We start from the raw sequence: 25,879 nt of genomic DNA on the forward strand, positions 1-25,879 counted from the left end.
ACCGGGAGCCGGGGGTCAGCCGAGGCGGTGCACGAGCTGGCTGGTGAGCTCGTAGCGCGCGCCCACCACGGCGAGCCTGCCCTCCGCCACCTTCGCGGCGAGATCGGGCTGGGCCGCCAGCCGGGAGCGTACGAGCCGGACCTGGGCATCTATGGTCGCGTCGACGCGTGCGTCGCCCTCCGGCCCGTGGTCGATGGCCGGGCGGATCTGGTCCGCCAGATACTGGATGTGGTCGGGCAGCGGCTCCCCGGTCAGATCGGCCTGCACGGCGGCGCGGACCGCCCCGCACGACTGGTGGCCCAGCACCACGACCAGCGGTATCGCGAGCTCCAGCACGCCGTAGGCCACACTGCCGAGCACGGCCTCGTCCAGCACCTCGCCCGCGGAGCGCACGGTGAGCAGATCGCCGAGCCCCTGGTCGAAGACCAGCTCCGGCGGCACCCGGGAGTCCACGCAGCCCAGGACGACGGCGAACGGGTGCTGACCCGTCGTCAGCGCCTTGCGGACCGCGGGTGTCTCGTCCGGATGTCGTTCCCGGTACGTGCGCCAGCGCAGGTTGCCCGCGGCCAGCGCGTGCAGGGCCTGCGCGGGGGTCTCGGGCCGGGGCGGCGCGGGGGCGTGGCCCGCGGCGGACGCGGGAGCGGCGGCACCGGCGGCGAGGGCGGCGGCCCCCGTCACACCGGCCCACAGCAGCGAGCGCCGGGCGGGAGCGGCGACCGGGGCGGGGGCGGGAGCGGGGACGGCGGCCCGGGCCGGGGAGGCGGCCGGGGCGGGAGAGGTGGCGTCTAAGGTCACGGCGAACGAATGTACGACCGTTCGGGTGTCCGTCCCGGCCGCCTTGCCGTTTCATGACGCGGTCTTGAGCAAGCGTGAACAGGTGTTGAACCGCTCTTGGGTGAATCGATCACCCGCTCTTGGCGGCCTCGCCCCGGCCCTCGCCCCGGTGTGAGTACGGGGCTGAGTACGGGACCTCATGCACCGGTGGCCGGTCTCCGCTGGAATGGCCGCATGATCGACGACCGCCTTCCCGTCCGCACCGCCCACCCCACCTGGTGGCGGGCCCCGCTGATCGCGACCCTGCCCGGCGCGCCGCTGCTGGTGTGGGAGTACTCGCTGTTCCGCGCGGACGGCTACACCAGCGGCATCGAGACCGTGATCGTGCTGGGCATGATCCTGCTCGCGGTGTCCTGGCTGCTGCCGCACCGCCGCTCGTCGCGCGGGCTGCGCCTGTTCCTGGCGGGCACCGCCCTCACGACGGCGGTGCTGCCGCTGCTGTTCGCCGTGGCGCTGGGTGCCGCGATGAGCACGTGACGGCCGGGGCGTGGGCCGGCGGCCGGGGCCGGGGTGCCGGCCGGGCCGGCCGTGCGGGGAGGTGGTGCCGCACGGCCGGCCCGGACGGGGTCAGCCGAGCGTCGTCAGGGCCGCGGTCGCGAAGGAGTGGTCCTGCTCCGGTGCCCCGCCCCCGACGCCGATGGCGCCGATGAGACGGCCGTCCCGGTGGACGGGAATGCCGCCGGCGATGAACAGCAGGGGCCGGTCCAGGGCGGTGGGCAGGCTGTGGAACGGGCCCTCCGGCTTGACCAGGTCGACCAGGTCCGCGGTGGGGGCGTTCAGCTGCAGGGCGGTGTACGCCTTGCGGGTGCTGGTCTCGCCGGAGATGAGGACGGCCCGGTCGTCGCGGCGGAAGGCCAGCAGGTGTCCGCCGGCGTCCAGCACGGTGATGCTGACCGCGACCCCCGCGGTCTCGGCGGCCCGGCGGGCGGCCGAGACGAGGGCCTCGGCGTCGGCGGTGGTCAGCGGGGTGACAGCGGTGGTGGTGCTCATGGGTGATGACTCCGTGGTGTGTTTCGGTGGATCGGTCTTCTGAGGGGAGGTGGTCAGTGGCCGAGGCCCGCGGGGGCCCGGGCGGGGATCTGCGCGGCCGCCGCGGCCGGGCCGGAGCGCCGGCCGCGCGTACGGCGGTCCAGGTGCGCGGCGAGGAGGGCGAGCAGCAGCGCGGTGCCGGAGAGCAGGGCGCCGACCCAGCTGGGGGAGGTGTAGCCGAGGCCCGCGGCGATGACGACACCGCCGAGCCAGGCCGCGAGCGCGTTGCCGAGGTTGAAGGCGCCGATGTTGGCCGCCGAGGCCAGGGTCGGAGCGGCCGACGCCTGGTCGAGCACCCATTTCTGCAGCGGGGGCACGGTCGCGAAGCCCAGGGCGCCGATCAGGGTCAGCGTGATCGCGGCGAGGACCTTGCTGTGCGCGGTCGCGGTGAACAGCAGCAGCGTCGCGGACAGGGCGCCCAGCGAGACGAACAGCATCGGCATCAGGGCCCGGTCGGCGAACCGTCCGCCGAGCAGGTTGCCCAGGAACATGCCGACGCCGAACAGGGCCAGCAGCCAGGTGACGGCGGCCTCCGTGTAGCCGGTGACCTCGGTCATCATCGGCGTGATGTAGGTGATGGCCGCGAAGACGCCGCCGTAGCCGAGAACGGTCATCGCCATGGCCAGCCAGACCTGCACGTTGCGGAACGCGGCGAACTCGGCGCGCACGTTCTCCGTCCTCGGCCGGCCCTGCTCGGGGATCAGCCGGGCGACACCGAGGAGGCCGACGACGCCCAGCGCGGCGACGAGGGCGAAGGTGACCCGCCAGCCCGCGGCCTGTCCGACGGAGGTGCCGCCGGGCACGCCGACGATGTTGGCGACCGTCAGGCCCATGAACATCAGGGAGATGGCGGACGCCTTCTTCTGCGGCGCCACCAGACCGGCGGCGACGACCGACCCGATGCCGAAGAAGGCGCCGTGGGCGAGCGAGGCGACGATCCGGCCGGCCAGCATGACGCCGAAGCTCGGCGCCACCGCCGACAGCGCGTTGCCCACGACGAACAGGCCCATCAAGGCCATGAGCATCTTCTTGCGGGACACCTTGGTGCCCAGCACGGTCAGCAGGGGCGCGCCGACGACGACACCGAGGGCGTAGCCGGACACCAGCCAGCCTGCGGTGGGGATCGTGACGCCGAAGTCGTCCGCGACCTGGGGCAGCACGCCCATGATCACGAATTCGGTGGTGCCGATCCCGAAGGCCCCGATGGCCAGGGCCAGGAGCGCGAGAGGCATGGGGACGTACCCTCCAGAGCGATTGCGTGTGGCGCTTACAAGCGAAGACAATAGTTGCAGACGCTGGATAGATGCAAACGCTGGCAGATGCGGTAGCCTGATAGTGCTGTACGCAACTGGCCGTCCCGAGTCGAAGGAGGCCGCTGTGACCGCCACCGACCCCGCGCTCACCGCCCTCGCCCAGGGCTGGTGCGCCCTGTCGCTGCTGCACGGGCGCATCGAGTCCCGTCTGGAGCGCGCATTGCAGGCGGGACACGGGCTCAGCGCCCGCGAGTACTCGCTCCTGGACGTCCTCAGCCGCCAGCACGACGGCGAGGGCGGGCATCTTCAGATGAAGCAGGTCGCCGACGCCGTCGTCCTGAGTCAGAGCGCCACCACCCGGCTGGTGACCCGCCTGGAGGACCGCGGTCTGCTGTCGCGCTATCTGTGCCGCACCGACCGCCGCGGCATCTACACGGACGTCACCCCGCCCGGCCTCGCGCTGCTGGAACAAGCGCGGCCCACGCACGACGCGGCGCTGCGCGAGGCGCTGGCGCGGGCCTCCTCGCACCCCGGGCTGAGCCCCCTGGTGGACGTGCTCCGGTCGGCGGCCGCCCCCGCCCCGGCGGTGTGATGGTTGACTTCCGGCTGTGACGGAGTACGACAAGCGCGGCGGCCTGCCGAGTCTCGATCTGCTGCTGACGTTCCTGGAGATCTACCGTGCGGGCTCGCTCTCGGCGGCGGCGCAGCGGCTCGGCGTGAGTCAGCCCGCCGTCACCGGACAGCTCGCACGGCTGGAGGACCAGGTCGGCGAGCCGCTGTTCGTACGTACCTACAGAGGGGTGACCCCGACCCGCCGGGCGGCCGTCCTCGCCTCCCGGATCGGCGTCCACATGGACGGGCTGCGCGGCGCGCTGGCCCCGGAGGGCACCGAACCGGTGCTGGGCGGCACGGTACGGGTGGGCGGCGCCGCCGAGCTGATGACCCTGCGGGTGATGCCGGTCCTCGCCGATCTCGGCAGACGCGGGGTGCGCGTCCAGGTGACCCTCGGACTCGCCGACGACCTGCTGTCCCAACTGGCCTCGGGCGCCCTCGACCTGGTCGTGTCGGCGGTACGGCCCGCGCAGGAGGGCGTTCTCGCCCTACCGCTGGTGGACGAGGAGTTCGTCCTGGTCGCCGCTCCCGCCCTGGCCCACACGGTCGACTCCGAACGGCTGGCCGCCGACCCCGCCGCGGCGCTGGCGCATCTGCCGCTGGTCGCCTACGCCGAGGAGCTGCCGATCGTACGACGCTACTGGCGCAGCGAGTTCGGGCGGCGCCCGCCCAACCCGGTGTCCCTCCTCGTGCCCGACCTGCGGGCGGTGCTGGCCGCGGTGGCGGAGGGCGCGGGCGTGTCGGTCCTGCCCCGGTACGTCGCCGCCCCGGCGCTCGACGCCGGCGAGGTCGTGCAGCTGCACCATCCGGAGGCGGCCCCCCTCAACACCCTCTACCTGGCCGTCCGCCGGGGTGCTTCCGCAGGGCCGGCCCTGGCCGTGCTGCGCGACCGGCTCCAGCGGGCGGCCCGCGGCTGGGGCGGGCTGTAGGGCGGCGTCGGTCCCCGGCCCCGGCGGGGGCGAACCGGTGCCGGTCGTGGCTCCGCCGGGGCGAACCGGTGCCGGTCGTGGCTCTGTCAGGGGTGAGGCCGTGTCGGTCCCCGGCTCCGCCGGGGCGAACCGGTGCCGGTCGTGGCTCCGCCGGGGGTGAGGCCGTGTCGGTCCCCGGCTCCGCCGGGGCGAACCGGTGCCGGCCGTGGCTCCGTCAGGGGTGAGGCCGTGTCAGTCCCCGGCCCCGCCGGGGACGATCACCACCTTGCCGACAGCCGTTCCGGACTCGGCGTGCCGCAGCGCGGCGGCCGCCTCGTGCAGCGGGAACACGCGGTCGACGACCGGCCGGACGGCACCCGAGCGCAGCAGTCCGAAGACCTGGGCCAGGTCCTCGCGCAGTTCGGCGCGGTACCGCTGCGGATCGCGGGCCTTGCCGGCCCACAGGTTGAAGAAGTGGGCGCCGCGGCCGTTGGGTGCCGCGTTCCACATCGCGAGCCGGGCCAGCAGCTTCAGGACGGTGACCATGCCGCTGCCCGCCCGGTCGCGGGTGGAGGCGCTGCCGTAGGAGACGAGCGTGCCGCCGGGCGCGAGCATCCGCCAGGAGTCCGTGATGCCCTTGCCGCCCACGTGGTCGAAGACCGCGGCGACACCGCGCGGCGCCAGTTCCCTGACCCGGCCGGGCACGTCGCCGCGGTAGTCCACGGGCAGCGCGCCGAGCGCGGCCACGGCGTCCTGGTTGCGGGCCGAGGCGGTGCCGATGACGGTGACACCGGCCGCGCGCGCCAGCTGGACCAGGACGCTGCCGACCCCGCCGTTGGCGCCGTGCACGACGACCGTGTCGCCGGCCCGTACCCGCGCGGTGCGGTGCAGCATCCGCCAGGCGGTCGCACCGTTGGTGACCAGCGCCTCCGCCTCGGCGGCCGGCACGTCGTCGGGCACCGGCACCAGATCGGCCGTCTCCAGCAGCACCCGGTCGGCCCAGCCGCCCGTCCTGGTGAGCGCGGCGACCCGCTGCCCGACGGCCAGGGGAAGCCCGTCCGGCGCTTCGGGGCCCAGTTCCTCGACGACGCCGACCAGGTCGTAGCCCGGCACGAACGGGAAGGCCGGCATGTCGTAGTACGTGCCTCGGCGCATCTGCTGCTCGGCGAAGGTGACGCCACTGGCCTCCATCCGCACCACGGCCTGTCCGCGCCCGGGCCGGGGCAGCTCGCGCGTCTGCACCTGGAGGCTCTCGGGCTCGCCGACGGCGGGAAGGACGATCTCGGTTGCTCGCATGACAGCTCCTCGTGTCAGGGGTTCCGGTCCATCTGTTATGTGTGGTTGACCACTCACTCTTTGGTCCTGAGAAAGGGCGGCTGCCGGATCCCGGGGAAACGGAGGCCGCCCGAAGGTCAGTGGTGCGTGATGCCCGCCGTCAGGGTGCGCGTCCAGGGTGCGTCGACGGCCTCGGCGTCGACGGAGACCAGCAGATGGCAGAGCATGCCGACGGCGAAGAACTGCTGGATCTGCTGGTCGCCGCCGCCGGAGGCGCCGCGCACGTACTCCACCACGCGGGCGTACCCGGCCCGTACGGCCTCCCGCACGGCGGGTTCGGAGACCGCGGCCGCCTGGGCGTGCAGCTGCACCAGCATCAGGTCGTTGTCGCTGATCAGGCGGGCGTAGGCGTCACCCATCGAGTCCAGTACCGCCTCGGGGGTGCCGCCCGCGGCCTCGGCGGCGCCGCGCTCCAGGGCCGCGCGCACCCGCAGGAAGCAGTGCTCGACGACGGCGGTGAACAGTGCCTGCTTGCTGGGGAAGAGGCGGTAGACGTACGCCTGTGAGATGCCGGCCGCCCTGGCCACCTCGGTGGTGGTGGTGCCGAAGTAGCCGCGGGCCGCGAAGGCCCCGATGGCGGTGCGCAGCACCGTCTCGCGGCGCTCCTCGGCGGTGGACAGCCGTCGTGGTTCCGTCGTCATGTGAGTACTCAATCACTCACACTTGTGGTCCGTCAATCACTCCTGCGCGTCGATGTTCCCGGGATCCTATAAGTCTTCTTATGGCCCAGCTTGTGCGCCCGGATGAATCCTGATGGAGGCTGGCGTTGTCCAGCACACCGCGGAACCGCCGCGGAACATTCCGAGTTGAAGAAGAGCAGGCAGGCCCATGTCCAAGATTCTTATGGTCGTCTCCGGTGCCGGCACCCTGGAACTGGCCGACGGATCCACCCATCCCACCGGCTACTGGGCGGAGGAGGTCGCCGCCTCCCACCAGGTCCTCACCGCCGAGGGCGCCGACGTGGTCATCGCCACGCCCGGCGGCGTCCGGCCCACGGTCGACGCCCTCAGCCTGGACGAGCGCGGCGGAGTGTCGCCGGCCGACGCCGAGCGTCACCGCGCCTACCTGGACGGTATCGCCGACCGCCTGGACGCACCGCTCGCGCTGGCCGACGCCCGCGCCGCCGACTACGACGCGATCTACCTCCCCGGCGGGCACGCGCCCATGGCCGACCTCGCCCAGGACGCCGAACTGGGACGGCTGCTCGGCGAGTTCGAGGCACAGGGCAAGATCGTCGCGGCCCTGTGCCACGGCGTGGCGGGTCTGCTGAGCGCCCGCACGGCCGACGGCGGATTCACCTTCGCCGGACGCTCCCTGACCTCGTTCACCGACGAGGAGGAGCGCCAGGGCGGGCTCGGCGACAACACGCCGTACTTCGTCGAGAGCAGGCTGCGCGAGCACGGTGCCGTCGTCGAGACCGGCCCCGCGTGGAGCGACACCGTCGTCACCGACGGCAACCTCGTGACCGGCCAGAACCCGCAGTCCAGCACCTCCACCGCCGCGGCCGTCCTCAAGGCGCTCGCCGACCGCTGACCCCGGACCGCCGCCGGGGCGCGTGCGCACGACGGAGCCCGTGGGCGAAGGACGTCATCCGACGTCCTTCGCCCACGGGCTTCCTGCTGTCAGGTGCGCGCGTCCGTCTCGCCGTCCGTCTCGCCGTCCGTCTCGCCGCCCGGTCCGCCGCCCGGTCCGCCGTCCGGTCCGCCGTCCGGTCCGCCGTCCGGCCCGGCTCCGTGATCGCGTTGTCAGTGGTCGCCGCTATGTTCGGTCGTGTTCCCGCCGGAAGGTGTTGGCACGTGGTGTTCCACGTGCCCATGTGGCGTGCGCTGCAAAGGAGATGATGCGTTGTCCGACTGGGAGAAGTCGAGCACGGCCCGGGTGGTGCGTCCCGCCCGCCCGCGCAAGCTCGCCAAGGTTCCGTTCGTCGAACTCGCCGACGGACGACTGCAGGGCGTGGTGTCCAGCGGCTCGGACATCGAGCGGGTCTATGTGTCCTCCGTGGCCGCCGGCACCTACACGTTCACGTGCAGCACCAACAACAACCGCCCCTGCGGCGGCGCCCGCGGCTCGTTCTGCAACCACATCCGGGCACTGGTCAACGAGGCGGTGCTCCAGTACGGCCCCGAGCGGGTCGCCCGCTATCTGCGCGTCGACCTCGCCGACGGCGAACCCGGCGCCGCGACCCTCACGAACACCATGACCGCCACACGCCCCGCGGCAGGCGACGGCAAGGCCGCCGCGGCGCCCGTCTTCAGCCGGTTCCTGCGCCACCTGGCCTACCTGGAACTCCCCCCGTCGAACGAGCCGCTGCCGGAGATGCACTGGTTCGCCCCGACCAGAGGCGCGGCGGACCAGGGCCTGCCGGACGGCGCCGGCCTCCTCGCCGAACCGGTCGCCGGACTGGACGAGGCGCTCGCCGCCGCCGACGCCTTCGACCGGGCCCTCGGCGAGGGCCTGCTCCGTCCCCGTCCCGACCGCGCCGCCGATCTGACCGCGCTCGCCGACGCCCTCGCGGGCACCCCGCTGGCCGCCCGGGTCGCCGAGGCGGCCGGGAAGGCCGCAGCCGGCACCGGCGGCGAGGACGACCTCGTCGTGCTCGCCGCCGCCCGCACCGCGCTGCTCGGCTCCGCCCACGACGCGCTCGCCGCACGGATCGAGGAGCTGACCGGCCGCACCCCGGCCGACGCCCCCGGACCCGCCGCACCGGGCGCCGGACAGACGCCCAACCTGCTCGCCGCCGCCCGCGCCTGGCTGTCCGACCTGGCCCGCGCCGGCTGGCAGGGCATCGACCACGACCTGGTGTCCGGCGCGGCCCAGACCGTCTCCGCGATGCTCCCCGACACCTCCCTGCGCCGCCTCGCCACCCTCCTCGACGGCCTCGCCGCCGAACTCGCCGCGTCCTGCCCCGGGGCGTCCCTGGAGCGGATCCCGGCCCGCCGCTGGGGCGACCTGTGGGCGCGCGCCATGCTGCTCACCGTGCCCGGCGCCACCGGCGCCACCGCCCCGGGCACCGCCACCGGACGCCTGCTGCCGCTCGGCGTCGACCTGCACGAACACGCCACCGCCGTCCAGGCCCAGGTGCACGCCGTCCTCGAACCCGCCGACGGCGGCACGCCGCGCCTGGTCCGCGCGGCCGTCTCGGTGCCCAAGCCCGACACCGTCGTCGAGGCGGGAGTGTGGCAGCTGCTGCGGCCCCACATGTCCCTGCTGGCCGCCGCGGGGGAGGGCCGCGCCATGGAGATCGACGGCATGCCGCTCACCGCGGAGGGCGACCTGATCTGGAGCGAGGACCACGCCCGCGCGGGCGAGGCCGCCGACGCCTTCGCCACCGCGCGCGTGGCCCTGCCCGTCGCGGCCACCCCGGCCACCGCGCCCCTGGACCGCCACCCGGCCCGGCTCGCCGTCCCCGTCCTCCTGGAGGGCTACGCCGCTCGCCAGGACGGCGGCACCACCGTGTTCGACCTGCCCTCGGGGCCGCTCGTCGTCGACACCGACCGCATCCCCACCGCCGGGCCGCTCACCCCCGAGGCGGTCGCCGCCTCCCGCGCCTGCATCGGTCTGCTGCGCTGGGACGCCGGGACCTACGTCGTGCAGCCGCTCGCCGTCGAGACGACCGTCCGCAAGAAGACCGTCGGCCTGCACGCGGGAGCCTGGGCCGGCGGCACCACCGACAAGGCGGGCGTCAGGGCCGAGAAGGCCGCCACCGACGCCGTGCAGGTGCTGCGCGAGCGCGCCGGAAGGCTGCTGCGGAAATGACCGATCCCCTCCACGCCCCGCAGAGCGCCGGGCCCGCGGACGCGCCGGACACGGCGACGGCCGGGCCCGAGGCCCAGGAGAACCGCCGCCAGGTGCTCTACTGGCGCCTGCTGGCCCGCCTCTTCGACCGCGACGAACAGCAGACCCTGGAGTCCGCGAGCCTCGCCGTCGTCCAGGACATCGGCCTGCCGGCCGCGCTGCTCGACCCGCAGACCTCCGTCGACTCGCTCGTGCAGCGCCACCCCGCGCTGGCCGCCGCGTTCGACGGCCTGATGGTCCCCGAGACCGACGACGCCGGCCGCGACCGGGCCGACGAGGTACGGCGCGCGGCCCTCGTGTCGAAGGTCCTGCTGAACGTCTTCGACCGCGGCTTCGGCACCGTCACCGCCGGACAGCTCGCCCGCTGGCAGGCCGACGCCGCCTGGCTGGAGCGCGCCCTCGGCTGCAGGCCGGGCGAACTGCGCGCCGGCCGCGCCGGAGCGGCCGGGCCCGGGGCGAGCGGCGCCTCCGGCGTCGGCACCGGCGGCAACCGCCGCACCCCCGACCTGAGCCGCCTCGTCCCGGAGATCGGGCCCGAACTCGGCGCCATCGAGGCCGACCTCGTCAAGCGCATGCATCTGCGCGAGGTCCTCGCCGACCCGCAGCTCGCCGCGAAACTCACCCCGAGCATGTCGCTCATCGAGCAGCTGCTGCGCGACAAGAACAACCTCTCCGGCGTCGCCCTCGCCAACGCCAAGGCACTGATCCGGCGCTTCGTCGACGAGGTCGCCCAGGTGCTGCGCACCCAGGTCGAGAAGAGCACGGTCGGCGCCCTGGACCGCTCGGTGCCGCCCAAGCGCGTCTTCCGCAACCTCGACCTCGACCGCACCATCTGGAAGAACCTCACCAACTGGAGTCCCGAGGAGGAGCGGCTCTACGTCGACCGCCTCTACTACCGGCACACCGCCCGCAGGACCACGCCCCAGCGGCTCGTCGTGGTCGTCGACCAGTCGGGCTCGATGGTCGACTCCATGGTCAACTGCACCATCCTCGCCTCCATCTTCGCCGGACTGCCCAAGGTCGACGTCCACCTCGTCGCGTACGACACCCAGGCGCTCGACCTCACCCCGTGGGTGCACGACCCGTTCGAGACGCTGCTGCGCACCAACCTCGGCGGCGGCACCGACGGCACGGTCGCCATGGCGCTGGCCCAGCCGAAGATCGCCGAGCCGCGCAACACCGTCGTCGTGTGGATCTCCGACTTCTACGAATGGCGCGGGGAGCAGCTCTTCGAGTCCATGGCGGCCCTGCACCGCTCGGGCGTGAAGTTCATCCCCGTCGGCTCGGTGACCAGCTCCGGCCGCGGCAGCGTCAACCCCTGGTTCCGCGAGCGGTTCAAGGACCAGGGCACCCCGGTGCTCTCCGGGCACATCCGCAAGCTCGTCCACGAGCTCAAGACGTTCCTCGCCTGATCCCCGAGACCCGAACCTTCCCAGAAAGGCCCTCACATGTCCGACCTGCTGCGCGCCCCCGCCGAGATCAAGTACGCCGAGGAACTGAACTGGCTGGAGTCGATCGACGACAGCCCCAAGCCGTTCTCCTGGCGTCTGTCGCCGAAGATGGTCCGTCTGTTCATCCTGGGCTCCGAGCGCGCCGACGGCCTGGACCGCGAGATCCAGCAGAAGTGGTTCGGCGACCGCAGCTTCGTCGAGCGTTCCATCGTCACCCTCGCCTCCGACCGCGGTCTGCTGCTCATCGGCGACCCCGGCACCGGCAAGAGCTGGCTCGCCGAACTGCTCTCCGCCGCGATCTGCCGCAACTCCACCCTCGTCGTGCAGGGCACGGCCGGCACCACCGAGGACCACATCAAGTACTCGTGGAACGTGTCCATGGTGATCGCCAAGGGCCAGTCCCGGGAGTCGATGATCCCCTCGCCGATCATGACCGCCATGGAGTCCGGTGCCGTCGGCCGCTTCGAGGAGCTCACCCGCTCCACCAGCGACGTGCAGGACGCGCTCATCTCGATCCTGTCGGAGAAGTACATCTCCGTGCCCGAACTCGACAGCGACAACATCGTGTTCGCCAAGCCGGGCTTCTCGATCATCGCGACCGCCAACAGCCGCGACCGGGGCGTCAACGACCTGTCGAGCGCCCTCAAGCGCCGGTTCAACTTCGTCCGCATCCCCGTCGTCGGCGACAAGAAGGCCGAGGCGGAGATCGTCCGCTTCCGCACCGAGGAACTGCTGCGCCGCCATCAGATCGAGCTCGACGTGCCGCCCACGCTGCTGGACGTGCTGCTGCAGAGCTTCGCCGACCTGCGCGCCTCCTCCGCCGCGGCCGCGAGCGACGACGAGAAGCTGGAGTCCGCGCTGTCCACGGCCGAACAGATCGGTGTCCTGGAGGACGCCATCCTGCACAGCAACTTCTTCGGCGAGCAGGCCCTGACCGCCCGCACCCTCGCCTCGTCCCTCGTCGGCTCCCTCGCCCGGCGCGAACCCGAGGACCTCGCCATCCTCAACAAGTACCTGCACGGCGTGGTCGAGCCGCGCAGCAAGGAAGAGGGCGGCTCCTGGCCGGAGTTCCTCGAGGGCGGCCGCGACACGATCGCGACCCTGTCATGAGCGAAGCCACCTTCACCGGGCTGCGCGCCCAGCTGGAGCAGGCGGCGCGGACGTTCGCCGACGGGCCCCGTGCACTGGAGGGCATCCTCCTGGGCATGGTCGACGACGTCGACCGGGCGATCCGGGAACCCCTGGAGATCTTCCCCGTCTGCCATCACTCACCCGCCTCCGCCCTCGCCATGGCCCGCCGGCTGCGTGAGAAGCAGCCCAAGGTGGTCTACCTGGAGCTGTGCGAGGACATGGCCCCGCTGCTGACCGAGCTGCGCAACTGCCGGCTGCCGGTGGCGGTGCAGGCGTTCGCCACCGAGGTCGACGGCTTCCCCGCCGACTGGGCGCCGCTGTCGGTCGTCGCCCCGGTCACCGAGGCGTCCGCCGAGTACCAGGCCATCGCCTACGCCCTGGACACCCCGGGCGTGGAACTGGTCCTCGTCGACCGCTCCTCCGACCATGTCTTCCAGTGGCGCGAGTCCGAGGACCCCGGGTCCCCGGACACCGCCGATCCCGACGCGCCGCCCGCCGAGGAGGAGGCCGCGCTGCACGGCGACGCGGTCGGCGTCGAGATCGGCGACCTGAGGCCCCGGTTCGCCGAGCTGGAGGAGCACCTCCTGCGGCACGGGAAGGTGCGGCACTGGTCGGAGTGGTGGCACCAGTACGTCGAGCTGCCGCTCGGCGACAGCGACCACGACACCTACCGGCAGGTGATGTTCCTCGTCGGCAGTCTCTTCCGCCGTCTCGCCCCCGGCGACGGGCGACGGGTGCGGATCGACGAGGACCGCGAGCGCTACATGTGGACCCGGATGCGCGAGCACCTCACCGCCACCGGGACCGACCCCGGCGACGCCCTCTACGTCTGCGGAGCCTTCCACGCGGCCAGCCGCGTGGAAGAGTTCGGCGTCGCCGGCAGCGCCGGCTTCGAGATCTCCCCGCGCACCGCCACCGCATGGCAGTACGGCCTGATCCCGTCGAGCCACGCGGCCATCGAGGCCCAGTTCGGGCTCGCCGCGGGCTCGGTGTCGATCGCGGCGACGGAATGGGCGAAGAACCTCAGACGGACCCGGGTGAAGCCCTACCGGCTGGCCGGGCAGGCGGGCACCAGGAAGCCCGCCAGGACCGCGGCGCCCCCGGCACCCGTGGCGGACACCCCGGCCGCCGACCGGCTGACGGGCTTCCTCCGGCGGCCCCCCGTGCTCGACCCGCTCGACGAGGCCGAACTGCTCGGCTGGTCGGTGGAGATCGTGCGTGCCGCCCGGCGCAACGGATACCTCGCCTCCACCGCCGACGCCATCGCCGTGTTCGAGACGTCCATCCTGCTGGCCGGGATGCGCGACCGGGCCAGGCCGACGCCGTACGACTTCCAGGACGCGGCCGTCACCTGCATCGAGAAGGACACCGTGCCCGGCCGGCGCGACGTCCGCAGGCTCGTCGAGATCATGATGGGCGGCGACCGCGTCGGCCAGGTCGGCTACGACGCCCTGCCGCCCCTCGCCCGCGACGTCCACGACCGCCTCGGCCCGCTCGGCCTCAGGCTCCAGCAGCGCGGAGTGCAGCGCGCCCTGCTCGACATCGCCTCCCGCCCCGAGCTGGAGAAGTGCTCCGACGTCCTGTGGATCCTGAAGTACCTGATGCCGCACGGCACCGCCCGCCCGATCATGGGCGAACGGCGGCTCGGCGAGAAGTCCCTCCAGGAGTCCTGGGACCTCGCCCTCGGCACCCATCAGCGGGCCCTCATCGAACTCGGCTACGAGGGCGTCAGCATCGAGCAGGTCCTGGAGCAGCGGCTGCGGCGCACCGCGTACGACTCGAAGGCCACGGCCGCGACCGTGCTGCGCGCCGTCGAGGACGCGATCCTCCATCTGCGCAGCCGCCGTCTCGCCGACGAACTCGGCACCCGCGCCCTGGAAGTGCTGGCGCAGGAACGCAGCGTGGACGGGGCACCCGAGGTACTGCGCCGGGTACGCGGGCTGCTCGCGTACTACCGCACCAACGAGCCCGTGCTGCCCGGCTGGATCGAGTCCTTCGTCAAGGCCGGCTACGCCCACTACTGCACACTCCTGCCGATGGCGTTCACCGACGAGGACGCCACCGTCCGCCAGGTCGCGGCCATGTTCGGCTTCCTGTTCAGCATGGAGAGCCTGGCACTGTCGCTCGGCTGCGACCGCACCCAGCTCGAACTGGCCGTCGCCCAGTCCCACCCGCGGGAGCCGGACAAGACGGCCCTGCTCTGGGCGGCCCAGACCCAGCTCGGCCGCCTCACCCGCGCCGAACTGCGCACCCGCTGCGCCGAGCTGCTGGGCAACCCCCTGGTCGTCCCCGCGTACCCGCGCTATCTCAGCGGGTTCCTGCACGCGCTGGAGCCGGTGCCGCAGCTGACGGACTTCGTCGTCGAGGCCGTGTCCAGCGCCTTCGCCGAACTGCCCGACCCGGTGCTGCTGCCCTGGCTGCCGACCCTGATCACCACACTGCGCTCGGGCGGCGCCGACCTGGCCCCGCTGCTCATCCGGGAGGCCGGGCGGATCTTCCCCGGCCGCCTGGACGCCCTGGACGCCTGGGTCCCGCCGTGGCGGACGGGCCCGGAGCACACCACCGGCCCGGCCCGCCGCTCCGCGGGCCCGCGCGGCGTGCCCCTGCTCACCGCGCACCGGGAGACCTGCGACGCCCTCGCCGCACTGCTGGGCTGCGAGGGCACATGGGATCCGGCGGACACCGGCGCCCCGGGAGGCGCGGCCCTGCTCGCCGCTCACCCGCAGACCTGCGACGCCCTCGCCGGACTGCTGGGCTGCGAGGGGGCCTGGGACACCGCGGCCGCCGCGGCCCCGCGCGGCGCGGCACTCCTGAGCCGTCACCCGGCGGCGGCGACCGCGCTCGGTGACCTGCTGGCGTCCCCCTGACACAACCGGGGCCCGGGACGGGGCGGCCCCGCCCCGGGCCCCATAATGATCACAACTGCCTTCGAGTCAAAGGGTGTTGAGGTGGGGGAGACCTGGGTCGCGCTGGCCGTCGCGGTGGTCGGTGTCGCCGGCACGCTGGGGGCCGCGCAGCTGACGCAGAGCCGGGCCGACCGGAGCAAACGGCTGGAGCTGGAGGCCCTCGCCCGCCAGCAGCGCGACGAGCGTGAGCACGCCGAGCGGATACGGCGGTCGGAGGTGGCCGAGGCCCGCCGCCGGGAACGGCTGGAGCTGCGCCGCACCTGCTACATCGCCCTCAACACGGCGTTCCGCCAGTACCAGACCTCCCAGATCAACCTGGTGCACGCACTGCGCTCGGGCGACGGCGTCGAGGTCTGCGCGGAGCAGCTGGAGGAACACCGCGCGGCGCAGCGTGAGAGCTACGCGCAGGCGCAGATGATCGCGCCGGACACGGTGATGAGCACGGTGAGCGCCGCCGGACACATACTCGGCAACGGCTACGGCGTCCTCAAGCAGTACCTCTCCTCGCCGCCGGACACCGCGACCCTGGACGCGTTCGCGGCCGGTCAGATCGAACAGGCATGGAGCCTCCTGTCCGACCTGCGCCGCGTCCTGCGCCACGACCTCGGCGTGGACACCCCGGACGCCTGACGGCCCCGTCCGGCGCCCGGAACCCTCCCGCGAGGGTCACCCCGCCCCGGCCCGCAGGGGGCAGCCCGTGTCGACGCGTTCACTCAGCTCGGCCCGCAGCGCGGCCAGTTCGGCCATGCGGGTGTCGATGACCCGGATCTTGTCCGCGAACAGCGCCGACAGGGCCTCGGCCGAGTCCGGCGCGTCGAGCAGTTCCTCGCCGTGGCGGCGGATCTCGGCGAGCGTGAAGCCCAGCGACTGTGCGGTGCGGACGTAGTGCAGCCAGGTCACCGTCTCCTCGGGGAAGTCCCGGTAACCGTTCTCCAGCCGTCGGCCGGAGACCAGGCCGAGCCGCTCGTAGAAGCGGACGGCGTCCCTGCTCAGGCCGGTCCGTGCGGCCAGCTCGCCGATGCGCATGCTGTCTTCACCCCCGTGTGGACTTGACCCTGGACCGTACTCCACCGTTCAGCATGAGGCGTCGTCGGCCACGTCCCCGATCCCCCGGAGCCTCACCATGAACCCGTCCCAGCCCGGCTATCTGCGTCTCGTCCGGGCGAGCGCCTGGTACGACCTCGTCGTCACCGCGGGGTTCGTCACCCCGTGGACCTACGCCCTGGTGCACGCCGCCCTGTCGTGGACCGGAGAGACGCTCGGAGTCGGCGCGCTGCCCGCCCGGGAGCCGATGCAGGTCCTCCACGCGAACCTGATGGGCTCGGTGGTCGTCGTCTGGTCCGCCCTGCGGCTGAGGGCGACCCTGCCGGTCCACGGTCTCTACGACGGGGCGGCCCGGGTGCTGTTCTCGCTGTGGATGGCGTACGCGCTGGGCGCCGGGGCCTCGGGCGTGCTGTGGCCGTTCCTGGCCGTCGAGACGGCGTGGGGTGTCGTACAGCTGGCGCCCTGGTGGCGGGCGCGTGCCGGTGCCGCCGGACGGCGCGGGGCGAACCGTCCGGCGGCGGGGCAGGGGGCGTAGCGGATCAGCCCAGGTTGCCCAGGCGGGCGTCCTGCCACAGGTCGACGCCGCCGTCGGTGGCGAGCTTGTCGATCTCCGCGAGCTCCTCGGCGCTGAAGTCGAGGTTCTCCAGCGCGGCCACGTTCTGCTCCAGCTGCTCCACGCGGGAGGCGCCGACGACGAGCGAGGTGACCCGGTCGTCGCGCAGCGCCCAGGCGAGTGCCATCTGGGCCAGGGTCTGGCCGCGCCGGCCCGCGATGTCGTCGAGGGCGCGCAGCCGGCGCAGCATGTCGTCCGTCAGCCAGCCCGCGTCGAAGGACGTGCCCTGGGCGGCCCGCGAGTCCCCGGGCACGCCGTCGAGGTAGCGCCCGGTCAGCAGCCCCTGCGCCAGCGCGGTGAAGCCGATGACGCCGAACCCCTCCTCCTCGGCGGCGTCCAGCAGCCCGTCGGTCTCGATCCAGCGGTTGAGCATGCTGTACGACGGCTGGTGGATGAGCAGCGGAGTGCCCAGCTCGCGCAGGATGCCGGCGGCCTGCCGGGTGCGCTCGGCGTCGTAGGAGGAGATGCCGACGTAGAGGGCCTTGCCCTGGCGGACGGCCGTGTCGAGCGCGCCCATCGTCTCCTCCAGCGGCGTGCTCGCGTCGAGCCGGTGGGAGTAGAAGATGTCGACGTGGTCCAGGCCCATACGGGTGAGCGACTGGTCGAGCGAGGCGAGCACGTACTTGCGGGAGCCGCCGCCCTGCCCGTACGGGCCCGGCCACATGTCCCAGCCCGCCTTGGTGGAGATCACCAGCTCGTCCCGGTACGGCGCGAGGTCCTGCTTCATCAGACGGCCGAAGTTGATCTCCGAGGAGCCGTAGGGCGGACCGTAGTTGTTCGCGAGGTCGTGGTGGGTGATGCCCAGGTCGAACGCGCGCAGGGCGATCTCTCGCTGGGTCTCGAACGGCCGGTCGTCGCCGAAGTTGTGCCAGTAGCCCAGGGACAGCAGGGGGAGGTCGAGCCCTGAGCGTCCGGTGCGCCGGTAGCTCATGGTGCCGTCGTAGCGATCGGGGTCCGCGACGTGGTTCATCGGGTGGTCTCCGGGTGGTGCGATGGGGGGACCTGTCCAGCGTGCCCCGGTGTGATCGGTAAGTCCAACAGCCCGGGCTCATCGCATTCAGCGCCGCGGCTTCTGAATGCCCGTGCCCCGCTCCGGCGGCCGGCGGGCCGGGCGGCGGGAATGCGCCGGGCGGGGGTGTTGTTGGACCCCACGTGGCTGACATGGGCAGGCCAAGGGCCTGTGATGTGGGCGGAAGGAGAACCTCATGGCACGCAGCACCGTGCGTCCCGTCGTCAGGCTGACGTCGACGGCCGGGACGGGCGTCACCTACGTGACGCGCAAGAACCGTCTCAACGACCCCGACCGGCTGATCCTGCGCAAGTACGACCCGGTCGCCGGCCGGCACGTCGCGTTCCGCGAAGAGCGCTGAACCGGGCGCCGGCCCCGGCGGTCCGTCCGCCGGGCACCGGCCGCCGTCGCAGGCCGTGGGAAGCCATGGCACGCCATGAGGACGAGGAGGCACACCCCGTGAAGCACGGAATCCACCCCGAGACCCGCCAGGTCGTCTTCCGCGACCGCGCGGCGGGCGTCGCGTTCCTGATCCGCTCGACCGCACACAGCACGCGCACGATCGAGTGGGAGGACGGCGCCTCCCACCCCCTGATCGACGTCGACACCTCCTCGGCGAGCCATCCCTTCCACACCGGCACCACCCGGATCGTGGACAGCGCGGGCCGTGTGGAGCGCTTCGAGCGCCGCTACGGGGGCGCGGGCACCGCACGCCGCTGACACCCCTGAGCCCCGGCCCCCCGGCGCTCGCCGCCGGGGCTCCCCGGCCCGGCCCGGCCGCGCCCACCGGCCCGGCCGCGCCCACCGGCCCGGCCGCGCCCACCGGCGCGGCCGGGCCGACACGTGTCGCATCGTCACGATCCATGCACGCATCGTGACGGACGCCACCGGCAACGGGCCGGTCACCGCCGGGTGCGGTGGGGACGGGCCGCGCCCCCCGGCGGACCCGTCCACCCGGAACGGGTCCGCGGCACGCTGAGGTCCTTGCCCGGACCGACCGCGAGCGGATCCGGTGCCGCTCCCGGGCCGGCACGCCGCCCGGGAGCGGCAGGCCGGGCAGGACGAAGGGACGACGGCTCACCGGGTCCGACGGCCCACCGGGTCCCAGGTGCGCACGGCGGCCGCGTCGGCACCCGGTGCGAACCCCGCCGCCCGCCTCGCCGAGGTTTTCGCGGCCGCGCTCGGCAGAGGTGAGGCGGATTCTCACCCGATGAGCTGAATTCCGCACCAACAGGCAACCCACGAAGCCCGTTTGCCGGTCTCACAGGTTGCTCACAGGTCCGTCCTGGGCGCATGGGGTGCGCCCGGCACGACGGCCGGGTCCGTGAGCTGTCGAGTCCGATGCCACTGACCATGGCACGCGCAGACGAGGAACCGATGACCAGTCAGCAACACCGCAAGCGCATCAAACGCGCGTCGCTCGCCGCGGCCGCCGCACTCACCGTCGTCGTCGTGGCGGCCGGTGCCGCACCCGGTGCCGCCCCGGCGAGCCCGGCCGGCACGCCCGAGCTCAAGCTGGTGGCCGCGTCGAAGTCCGTCACGATCGACCGGTGGGAGGGGGAACCCGGGGTCTACCTGGATCTCGGTACGTATCTCACCGTCGACAAGGCTCCGCTGGAGTTCAAGGTGACCCGGAAGTCCTACAAGGACCCCGTCGTCGCCCAGCAGGTCTTCCGCAACGGCTCCGCCACCCGCGTGAAGACGCTGCCCGCCGGGACGGTGAAGGACTTCTCGGGCCTGCCCGGTTTCCTGGAGGTCACCGTCAAGAACGCCGCCGGTGAGGTCGCGGCGAGGAGCAAGGGCACCTTCTGCCCCAACAACGCCTCCGGACGCCTCCGTCCGGACGCGCCGGCCAACTCGCACTATCCGGAGAGCTGCCCGACCAACCCGTTCACCCTCGGCTCCGTGTGGGGCGTGGAGAAGGGCTGGGCGTCCAACTCCTCCACGTTCGACTACGACAAGCCGGTCGACCTCCCTGCGGGCGAGTACACCGCCCAGGTCGGCGTGGCCAAGAAGTACCGGGACATGTTCGGCATCCCCGACGACCGTCCCACCGTCAAGGTGACCGTGCGGCAGATCAGTGACGGCGGTGGCGGCGGCGGTGGCGTAGGTGTGGGCGCCCGGCGGTCGGGGGCCCACGCGGGACACGGCGGTGCCGCCCACCACGCGGGACACGGCGCCCCCGCGACCCACCACGGGGCGGGTCACGACGCGCTCGCGGCGCACCACTACGGTGTGCGCGGCGCCGACGCCCCCACCCCGCCGGCCCTCTCGCACGCCCTGGAGGACCGCGGCACCGCCCACCACCTCGGTGACGGCCGCGGCCACACGGACGGCTCGCGCATCGCACCAGCCCTCAGGGCGAACCCGAAGCGGCCCACCGGCCGTGCGGGCGTCCCGGCGAACACCCCCAAGCCGGACCTGCGTTCCCTGCCGGCCTGGGACATCGCCATCACCGACGGCGAGGACGGCGACGTACCCGGCAAGGACTACCTCGCCTTCAGCGCCAACGTCTGGAACGCCGGCCCGGCACCGCTGGTGGTGGACGGCTTCCGTACCCCGGGCGCGGACCTGATGGACGCCTACCAGTACTTCTACGACGCGAACGGCAAGCAGGTGGGCTACACCCCCACCGGCACCATGGAGTGGGACCCGCGCATCGGGCACGAGCACTGGCACTTCACCGACTTCGCCAGCTACCGCCTGCTGAGCGCGGACCGCACCGAGGAGGTCCGCAGCGGCAAGGAGGCGTTCTGCCTGGCCAACACGGACGCCGTCGACTACACGGTGAAGAACGCCAACTGGCACCCGCACAACACCGACCTGTCGACCGCCTGCGGTGAGCAGAACTCGCTGTCCGTGCGGGAGGTCCTCGACGTCGGCTCCGGCGACACCTACACCCAGTACCGTCCCGGCCAGTCCTTCGACATCACCGGCCTGCCGAACGGCACGTACTACATCCAGGTCATCGCCAACCCCGAGAAGCGGCTGAAGGAGACCAACCTCAACAACAACGTCGCCCTGCGCAAGGTGGTCCTCGGCGGCACGCCGGGCGCCCGCACGGTGCAGGTGCCCCCGCACCACCTGATCGACGCCAGGTGACACACCCCTGAGACAGCGCCCGGGACCCGCCGTTCACCGGCAGGTCCCGGGCGCTGCCGCCTTCTCGTCCGAAACCTCCGCACGCGCGCGGGCGGCACCGCCGCGAGCGCTCAGCCGGCGGCGCCGACCCGCTGGGCGGGGTATCTGCACGTGGGGGCGTGAGGCAGTGCCCGTACGGGCCGGCGCGCTGCCGGTTCCGGGGTCAGCCGTGGTAGTTGATGTACCCGTTGCCGTCGGAGTCGTTGGCCGACTTGGTGTACGAGTGGACGTCCGCCCGGCTGCCGTTCGACTTGTACACGTAGATCGTGTCCTTGTCGTTGTTCCACATGAAGTTGCAGTTCTGGCGGTAGACGACGTTTCCGCTGTCGGAGTTGGTGCCGCGTCCGCCGCGCAGCTTCACGTAGTCGCCGGGCTCCAGGTAGTGGTTGGCCGAGAAGGTGAAGACGTTGCCCGTGGCGTCCTTGACCTTGTAGCCCTTGAGGTTCACGGTCGCGGTCCGCGAGTAGTTCTTGAGCGTCAGGTACTCGGCCCTGGTGTTGCCGGTGGCGCAGCTGTTGGAGTCACGTCCGGGTGCGTCGTACTGGATGCCCTTGATCTTCAGGGACGACGCGTACTCGGTGGCGTGCGCGGAGCCGGCCGTCGTGAGGGCCAGTGCTGCCGCGGCGGCCACGGACGCGGCGGCGGTGATGCGTATGCGCATGAGGTGAGTTCTCCCCAAGGGTGTGATCGAGAGCCTGGAGCATACACAGATCTTGGGGGAACGATGGAGGTTCGGTGAGGAAACCGTGAAGAAGAGGTGGGCTGTGGTAAAGGGCGGCCGGGCGCAGGTCCGGGCCGGCCCGCGGGGGCCGGCCCGGACCTGGGGGAGCGAGGATCAGGCGAGGTCGAAGCGGTCGAGCTCCATGACCTTGACCCAGGCGGCGACGAAGTCGCCGACGAACTTCTCCTTCGCGTCGTCGCTCGCGTAGACCTCGGCGAGGGCACGCAGCTCCGAGTTCGAGCCGAAGACGAGGTCGGCACGGCTGCCCGCCCACTTGACCTCACCGGTGGCCGTGTCACGGCCCTCGAAGGTGTGGGCGTCCTCGGAGGTGGCCTTCCACGTCGTGCCCAGGTCGAGCAGGTTGACGAAGAAGTCGTTGGTCAGCGCGCCGGGCGTCGTGGTGAGGACGCCGAGCTGCGACTGCTGGTGACCGGCGCCCAGGACGCGCAGGCCGCCGACGAGGACGGTCAGCTCGGGGGCGCTCAGGGTGAGCAGGTTCGCCTTGTCGAGCAGCAGGTACTCGGCCGGCAGGCGGTTGCCCTTGCCCGTGTAGTTGCGGAAGCCGTCCGCGGCCGGCTCCAGGGCGGCGAAGGACTCCACGTCCGTCTGGTCCTGCGAGGCGTCGACCCGGCCCGGGGTGAAGGGCACCTCGATGTCGAAGCCGCCGTCCTTGGCCGCCCTCTCGACGCCGGCGCCGCCGGCGAGCACGATCAGGTCGGCCAGGGAGACCTGCTTGCCGCCGGTCTGCGCGGAGTTGAAGGACTCCTGGATGCCTTCCAGCGTGCGCAGCACGGCCGCCAGCCGGTCGGGCTCGTTGACCTCCCAGCTCGCCTGCGGCTGGAGCCGGACGCGGGCACCGTTGGCGCCGCCGCGCTTGTCGCTGCCGCGGAAGGAGGACGCCGACGCCCAGGCGACGGACACCAGCTGGGACACCGTCAGATCCGAGTCGAGGATCTTCGCCTTGAGAGCGGCGACGTCGTCGGCGTCGATCAGCTCGTACGTGCGCTCCGGCAGCGGGTCCTGCCACAGCAGCGTCTCGGCGGGGACCTCGGGGCCGAGGTAGCGCACGACCGGGCCCATGTCACGGTGGGTCAGCTTGTACCAGGCGCGGGCGAAGGCGTCGGCGAACTGGTCCGGGTTCTCGTGGAAGCGCCGTGAGATCTGCTCGTAGACCGGGTCGAAACGCAGCGACAGGTCGGTGGTGAGCATCGTCGGCAGGTGCTTCTTCGACGCGTCGTAGGCGTCGGGGATGATCGCCTCGGCGTCCTTCGCGACCCACTGCTGGGCACCGGCCGGGCTGGTGGTCAGCTCGTAGTCGTACTCGAAGAGGTTCTTGAAGAAGCCGCTGCCCCACCGGGTGGGCGTGGCGGTCCAGGTGACCTCCAGGCCGGAGGTGATGGCGTCGGCGCCCTTTCCGGTGCCGTAGCTGCTGCGCCAGCCCAGGCCCTGCTCCTCCAGGCCCGCGGCCTCGGGGTCGTCGCCGACGTGGTCGGCCGGGCCGGCTCCGTGGGTCTTGCCGAAGGTGTGGCCGCCCGCGATCAGGGCGACGGTCTCCTCGTCGTTCATCGCCATCCGGCGGAACGTCTCGCGGATGTCGCGGGCCGCGGCGACCGGGTCCGGATTGCCGTTGGGGCCCTCGGGGTTGACGTAGATCAGGCCCATCTGGACCGCGCCCAGCGGGCTCTCCAGCTCACGATCCCCGCTGTAGCGGCGGTCGTCCAGCCAGGTGGTCTCGGGGCCCCAGTAGACGTCCTCCTCCGCCTCCCAGACGTCCTCGCGGCCACCGGCGAAGCCGAACGTCTCGAAGCCCATCGACTCCAGGGCGACGTTGCCGGTGAGGATCATCAGGTCGGCCCAGGAGATCTGCTGGCCGTACTTCTTCTTCACCGGCCACAGCAGGCGGCGTGCCTTGTCCAGGTTGGCGTTGTCGGGCCAGCTGTTCAGCGGGGCGAAGCGCTGCTGTCCGGCGCCGGCGCCGCCGCGGCCGTCGCTGATGCGGTAGGTGCCCGCGCTGTGCCAGGCCATGCGGATCATGAAGGGGCCGTAGTGCCCGAAGTCGGCCGGCCACCAGTCCTGGGAAGTGGTGAGCACCTCGGCGATGTCACGCTTCACGGCCGCGAGGTCGAGGCTCTTGAACGCCTCGGCGTAGTCGAACTCCTCGCCGAGCGGGTTCGCCACGGCGGGGTTCTTGGCGAGGATCCTCAGGTTGAGCCGCTCCGGCCACCACTGCCGGTTGCCGCCGCCCTGGGTCGGGTGCGCGGCGCGACCGTGCGCGACCGGGCAGCCGCCTCCGTCCTCGGTCTTCGCGTCTGTGACGATTGCGTCGTGGTTCTCGGACATTGCAATCCTTCCGGACTGTAAGCGGATCACGTGCTCACGAACTACGGGTGGTGGAACAGGCGGGGCACAGGCCCCAGTAGATGACCTCGGCCTCGTCGATGGCGAAGCCGTGGTCGTCGGAGGCGGTGAGGCAGGGAGCCTCGTCGACCGCGCAGTCGACGTCGGCGACGGCGCCGCACGATCGGCAGACGACATGGTGGTGGTTGTCCCCGACGCGTCCCTCGAACCGGGCCGGGCTGCCCGCCGGCTCGATCCGGCGGACGAGGCCCGCCGAGGTGAGCGCGTGCAGGGCCTCGTACACGGCCTGGAGGGATATGTGGCCCACCCGGTCGCGCACCCCGGCCGCGAGGGCCTCGACGCCGAGGTGGTCACCGGCGCGCACGGTCTCCAGCAGTGCGACGCGGGCGGCCGTCACCCGCAGGCCCGCACCGCGCAGTTCCTCGGCGGTCGTCGGGGTCCCGGATGCGGTCATGCCGCCGAACCTACCCTCATAAACACGAGTCATTCAAGGAAACGAACGAACCAAGCCGGATGTGCTCCCGTCGAACGACGTGTGCGGCCGCGGGTCCTGACCGCAGGTCCGGAGCGGGCTCTCCGCCGCCGGGCCGGTCCCCGCGCGAGCGGTGCCGGTCCCGCGCGCTTCCGTCGAGGCCGCGCACGGCCCGTCACCGCCGCGGTGCGAACCCGTACGCGCCGCGGAACGCCCGGCTGAAGCGGGCCGGGTCGGCGAACCCCCGGCGCCGAGAGGGCCTCTGAGGCGCCGGACGCCGGACCCCGGACGCCGGACCCCGGACGCCGGACCCCGGACGCCGGACCCCGGACGCCGGACCCCGGACGCCGGACCCCGGACGCCGGACCCCGGACCCCGGACCCCGGACCCCGGACCCCGGGCGCCGGGCGGCCGTGGGTGATAGGCGGCGCGGGTGGCCGGTCGCCTGGACGGCCGGTGGCGCGGGCGGCCGCAACTGCCGTGGCAGTGCGCCGAGAACGTGCCGCCCGCCGACTGTCCGCGCCCGCGCCCGTGCCTGTGCCCGTTCCGTGCCTTCGCCCGTCCCGCGCCTTCGCCTGTCCCGGGCGCGGAAGCCGCCGTCGGCGCACGGCTGCTGTCCGTCGGCGCACGGCTGCTGCCTGCCGACGTACCGGCCGTCCTGCCGGACCCCGCGGCGCTCCGGGGGAGCGGGGGCCGTGCGAGAGTGGATCAGTGCTCGGCCCGTACGGGGTGGCCGCTCATGACCGAGACCCGGTTGAACGCGCCGATGGTGATCGCCACCCAGATCACCGCGGAGATCTGGTCCTCGGTGAACACCTCCCGCGCGGCCGCGTAGGCCGCGTCCCGCGCGGCGATGTCGGACGGGACGGTCGTCGCCTCCGCCAGGGCGAGGGCGGCCCGTTCGGCGGGGGTGTACAGCTCGGCGTCGCGCCAGGCCGCGAGCACGCCCAGGCGCTGGGTGGTCTCGCCCGCGCGCAGCGCCGCCCGGGTGTGCGTGTGCAGGCAGTAGGCGCAGCCGTTGAGCTGCGACACCCGGAGGTTGACCAGCTCCACCAGCAGTCGGTCGAGGCCGGCGTCGGCGGCGACGGCGCGCACGGTCTCGGCGGTCTGCACCAGCGCGTGATACGCCTTCGGGCTCTGCTTGTCGACGAAGATCCGCTCGGGGCGGGGCTCGGGGACGCTGTTCAACCTGGGCTCCTTCGGGCGCCGTTGCCTGCTGGTGCTGCGGTACGCTACCCGCACGGCTATTGTTGAAGCGTAAACTATC

24 protein-coding genes and 1 pseudogene are annotated in these 25,879 nt (G+C 72.9%); 14 read left to right on the plus strand and 11 right to left on the minus strand.

Translation table 11 applies throughout. The features are described 5' to 3' along the window. Window positions 1-15: 15 nt before the first annotated feature. Window positions 16-693, minus strand: a complete 678-nt coding sequence (locus ACIQGV_RS08465) for a carbonic anhydrase (RefSeq protein ID WP_402492426.1) — start codon at window positions 691-693, stop codon at window positions 16-18. Window positions 694-1,008: 315 nt separating this feature from the next. Here ACIQGV_RS08465 and ACIQGV_RS08470 point away from each other — a divergent pair, with 315 nt between their 5' ends. After that, window positions 1,009-1,311, plus strand: a complete 303-nt coding sequence (locus tag ACIQGV_RS08470; protein WP_402492311.1) for a hypothetical protein — start codon at window positions 1,009-1,011, stop codon at window positions 1,309-1,311. Between the two features lie 90 nt (window positions 1,312-1,401). On the opposite strand, the gene ACIQGV_RS08475 is transcribed toward ACIQGV_RS08470, so the two are convergent. After that, window positions 1,402-1,824, minus strand: a complete 423-nt coding sequence (locus tag ACIQGV_RS08475) for a heme-binding protein (protein ID WP_402492313.1) — start codon at window positions 1,822-1,824, stop codon at window positions 1,402-1,404. Window positions 1,825-1,877: 53 nt separating this feature from the next. Further along, complete coding sequence (locus ACIQGV_RS08480) at window positions 1,878-3,095, minus strand: MFS transporter (protein ID WP_402492315.1); 1,218 nt, start codon at window positions 3,093-3,095, stop codon at window positions 1,878-1,880. A 145-nt stretch (window positions 3,096-3,240) separates the two neighbouring features. Between ACIQGV_RS08480 and ACIQGV_RS08485 the strand changes: the two genes are divergently transcribed. Both ACIQGV_RS08485 and ACIQGV_RS08490 read left to right on the plus strand, forming a co-directional pair. After that, window positions 3,241-3,708: a MarR family winged helix-turn-helix transcriptional regulator gene (locus ACIQGV_RS08485; RefSeq protein ID WP_402492316.1), complete on the plus strand. Its 468-nt coding sequence runs from the start codon at window positions 3,241-3,243 to the stop codon at window positions 3,706-3,708. Between the two features lie 16 nt (window positions 3,709-3,724). Then, entirely contained in the window at window positions 3,725-4,657 is a 933-nt protein-coding gene (locus tag ACIQGV_RS08490) for a LysR family transcriptional regulator (RefSeq protein WP_402492318.1), read from the plus strand. A 231-nt stretch (window positions 4,658-4,888) separates the two neighbouring features. Here the strand turns inward: ACIQGV_RS08490 and ACIQGV_RS08495 are convergent, their stop codons facing one another. Both ACIQGV_RS08495 and ACIQGV_RS08500 read right to left on the minus strand, forming a co-directional pair. After that, the gene (locus ACIQGV_RS08495; RefSeq protein ID WP_402492320.1) at window positions 4,889-5,932 is read right to left on the minus strand and encodes a medium chain dehydrogenase/reductase family protein; all 1,044 of its coding nucleotides are present in this window, start codon (window positions 5,930-5,932) and stop codon (window positions 4,889-4,891) included. 116 nt (window positions 5,933-6,048) lie between these two features. Beyond that, entirely contained in the window at window positions 6,049-6,612 is a 564-nt protein-coding gene (locus tag ACIQGV_RS08500; RefSeq protein ID WP_402492321.1) for a TetR/AcrR family transcriptional regulator, read from the minus strand. 187 nt (window positions 6,613-6,799) lie between these two features. Here ACIQGV_RS08500 and ACIQGV_RS08505 point away from each other — a divergent pair, with 187 nt between their 5' ends. From ACIQGV_RS08505 to ACIQGV_RS08535, 7 genes and pseudogenes are all read left to right on the plus strand, one after another. Next, a complete protein-coding gene (locus ACIQGV_RS08505; RefSeq protein ID WP_402492323.1) occupies window positions 6,800-7,504 on the plus strand; it encodes a type 1 glutamine amidotransferase domain-containing protein in 705 nt (234 codons plus the stop codon). Window positions 7,505-7,816: 312 nt separating this feature from the next. Beyond that, a pseudogene (locus ACIQGV_RS08510) lies at window positions 7,817-8,320 on the plus strand (hypothetical protein); the annotation flags it as partial. Between the two features lie 51 nt (window positions 8,321-8,371). Then, window positions 8,372-9,727 (plus strand): hypothetical protein, encoded by a 1,356-nt coding sequence (locus ACIQGV_RS08515; protein WP_402492428.1) that lies wholly within the window; start codon window positions 8,372-8,374, stop codon window positions 9,725-9,727. After that, on the plus strand, window positions 9,724-11,178 hold the full coding sequence (locus tag ACIQGV_RS08520) for a VWA domain-containing protein (RefSeq protein ID WP_402492324.1): 1,455 nt from the start codon (window positions 9,724-9,726) through the stop codon (window positions 11,176-11,178). Before ACIQGV_RS08515 ends, ACIQGV_RS08520 begins: the two co-directional genes overlap by 4 nt. Window positions 11,179-11,214: 36 nt before the next feature. After that, on the plus strand, window positions 11,215-12,327 hold the full coding sequence (locus tag ACIQGV_RS08525) for an AAA family ATPase (protein WP_402492326.1): 1,113 nt from the start codon (window positions 11,215-11,217) through the stop codon (window positions 12,325-12,327). Beyond that, window positions 12,324-15,215 (plus strand): hypothetical protein, encoded by a 2,892-nt coding sequence (locus ACIQGV_RS08530; protein WP_402492327.1) that lies wholly within the window; start codon window positions 12,324-12,326, stop codon window positions 15,213-15,215. Before ACIQGV_RS08525 ends, ACIQGV_RS08530 begins: the two co-directional genes overlap by 4 nt. 81 nt (window positions 15,216-15,296) lie before the next feature. After that, a complete protein-coding gene (locus ACIQGV_RS08535; protein ID WP_402492329.1) occupies window positions 15,297-15,884 on the plus strand; it encodes a hypothetical protein in 588 nt (195 codons plus the stop codon). Between the two features lie 36 nt (window positions 15,885-15,920). Here the strand turns inward: ACIQGV_RS08535 and ACIQGV_RS08540 are convergent, their stop codons facing one another. Next, window positions 15,921-16,280: a MerR family transcriptional regulator gene (locus ACIQGV_RS08540; RefSeq protein ID WP_402492331.1), complete on the minus strand. Its 360-nt coding sequence runs from the start codon at window positions 16,278-16,280 to the stop codon at window positions 15,921-15,923. A 97-nt stretch (window positions 16,281-16,377) separates the two neighbouring features. Between ACIQGV_RS08540 and ACIQGV_RS08545 the strand changes: the two genes are divergently transcribed. Further along, window positions 16,378-16,833 carry a hypothetical protein gene (locus ACIQGV_RS08545; protein ID WP_402492332.1) on the plus strand — a complete coding sequence of 152 codons (456 nt, stop codon included), beginning with the start codon at window positions 16,378-16,380 and terminating at the stop codon, window positions 16,831-16,833. Between the two features lie 4 nt (window positions 16,834-16,837). Here the strand turns inward: ACIQGV_RS08545 and mgrA are convergent, their stop codons facing one another. After that, complete coding sequence (gene mgrA, locus ACIQGV_RS08550) at window positions 16,838-17,881, minus strand: L-glyceraldehyde 3-phosphate reductase (protein ID WP_402492334.1); 1,044 nt, start codon at window positions 17,879-17,881, stop codon at window positions 16,838-16,840. 235 nt (window positions 17,882-18,116) lie between these two features. Here mgrA and rpmG point away from each other — a divergent pair, with 235 nt between their 5' ends. The 3 genes from rpmG to ACIQGV_RS08565 all read left to right on the plus strand — a co-directional run bounded on the left by rpmG (window position 18,117) and on the right by ACIQGV_RS08565 (window position 21,022). Continuing rightward, a complete protein-coding gene (gene rpmG, locus ACIQGV_RS08555; protein WP_402492336.1) occupies window positions 18,117-18,281 on the plus strand; it encodes a 50S ribosomal protein L33 in 165 nt (54 codons plus the stop codon). 98 nt (window positions 18,282-18,379) lie between these two features. Beyond that, a complete protein-coding gene (locus ACIQGV_RS08560; protein WP_402492338.1) occupies window positions 18,380-18,640 on the plus strand; it encodes a type B 50S ribosomal protein L31 in 261 nt (86 codons plus the stop codon). A 657-nt stretch (window positions 18,641-19,297) separates the two neighbouring features. After that, entirely contained in the window at window positions 19,298-21,022 is a 1,725-nt protein-coding gene (locus tag ACIQGV_RS08565; protein WP_402492340.1) for a lysyl oxidase family protein, read from the plus strand. A 202-nt stretch (window positions 21,023-21,224) separates the two neighbouring features. On the opposite strand, the gene ACIQGV_RS08570 is transcribed toward ACIQGV_RS08565, so the two are convergent. From ACIQGV_RS08570 to ACIQGV_RS08585, 4 genes are all read right to left on the minus strand, one after another. After that, complete coding sequence (locus ACIQGV_RS08570; RefSeq protein ID WP_402492341.1) at window positions 21,225-21,722, minus strand: lamin tail domain-containing protein; 498 nt, start codon at window positions 21,720-21,722, stop codon at window positions 21,225-21,227. 174 nt (window positions 21,723-21,896) lie between these two features. Next, window positions 21,897-24,122, minus strand: a complete 2,226-nt coding sequence (gene katG / locus ACIQGV_RS08575) for a catalase/peroxidase HPI (protein WP_402492343.1) — start codon at window positions 24,120-24,122, stop codon at window positions 21,897-21,899. Window positions 24,123-24,156: 34 nt separating this feature from the next. After that, entirely contained in the window at window positions 24,157-24,594 is a 438-nt protein-coding gene (locus ACIQGV_RS08580; RefSeq protein WP_402492345.1) for a Fur family transcriptional regulator, read from the minus strand. 726 nt (window positions 24,595-25,320) lie between these two features. After that, window positions 25,321-25,800, minus strand: coding sequence for a carboxymuconolactone decarboxylase family protein (locus ACIQGV_RS08585; RefSeq protein ID WP_402492347.1), 480 nt, complete (start codon window positions 25,798-25,800; stop codon window positions 25,321-25,323). Window positions 25,801-25,879: the final 79 nt, after the last annotated feature.

This window comes from Streptomyces sp. NPDC093094, from assembly GCF_044754345.1.
GTDB lineage: Bacteria > Actinomycetota > Actinomycetes > Streptomycetales > Streptomycetaceae > Streptomyces.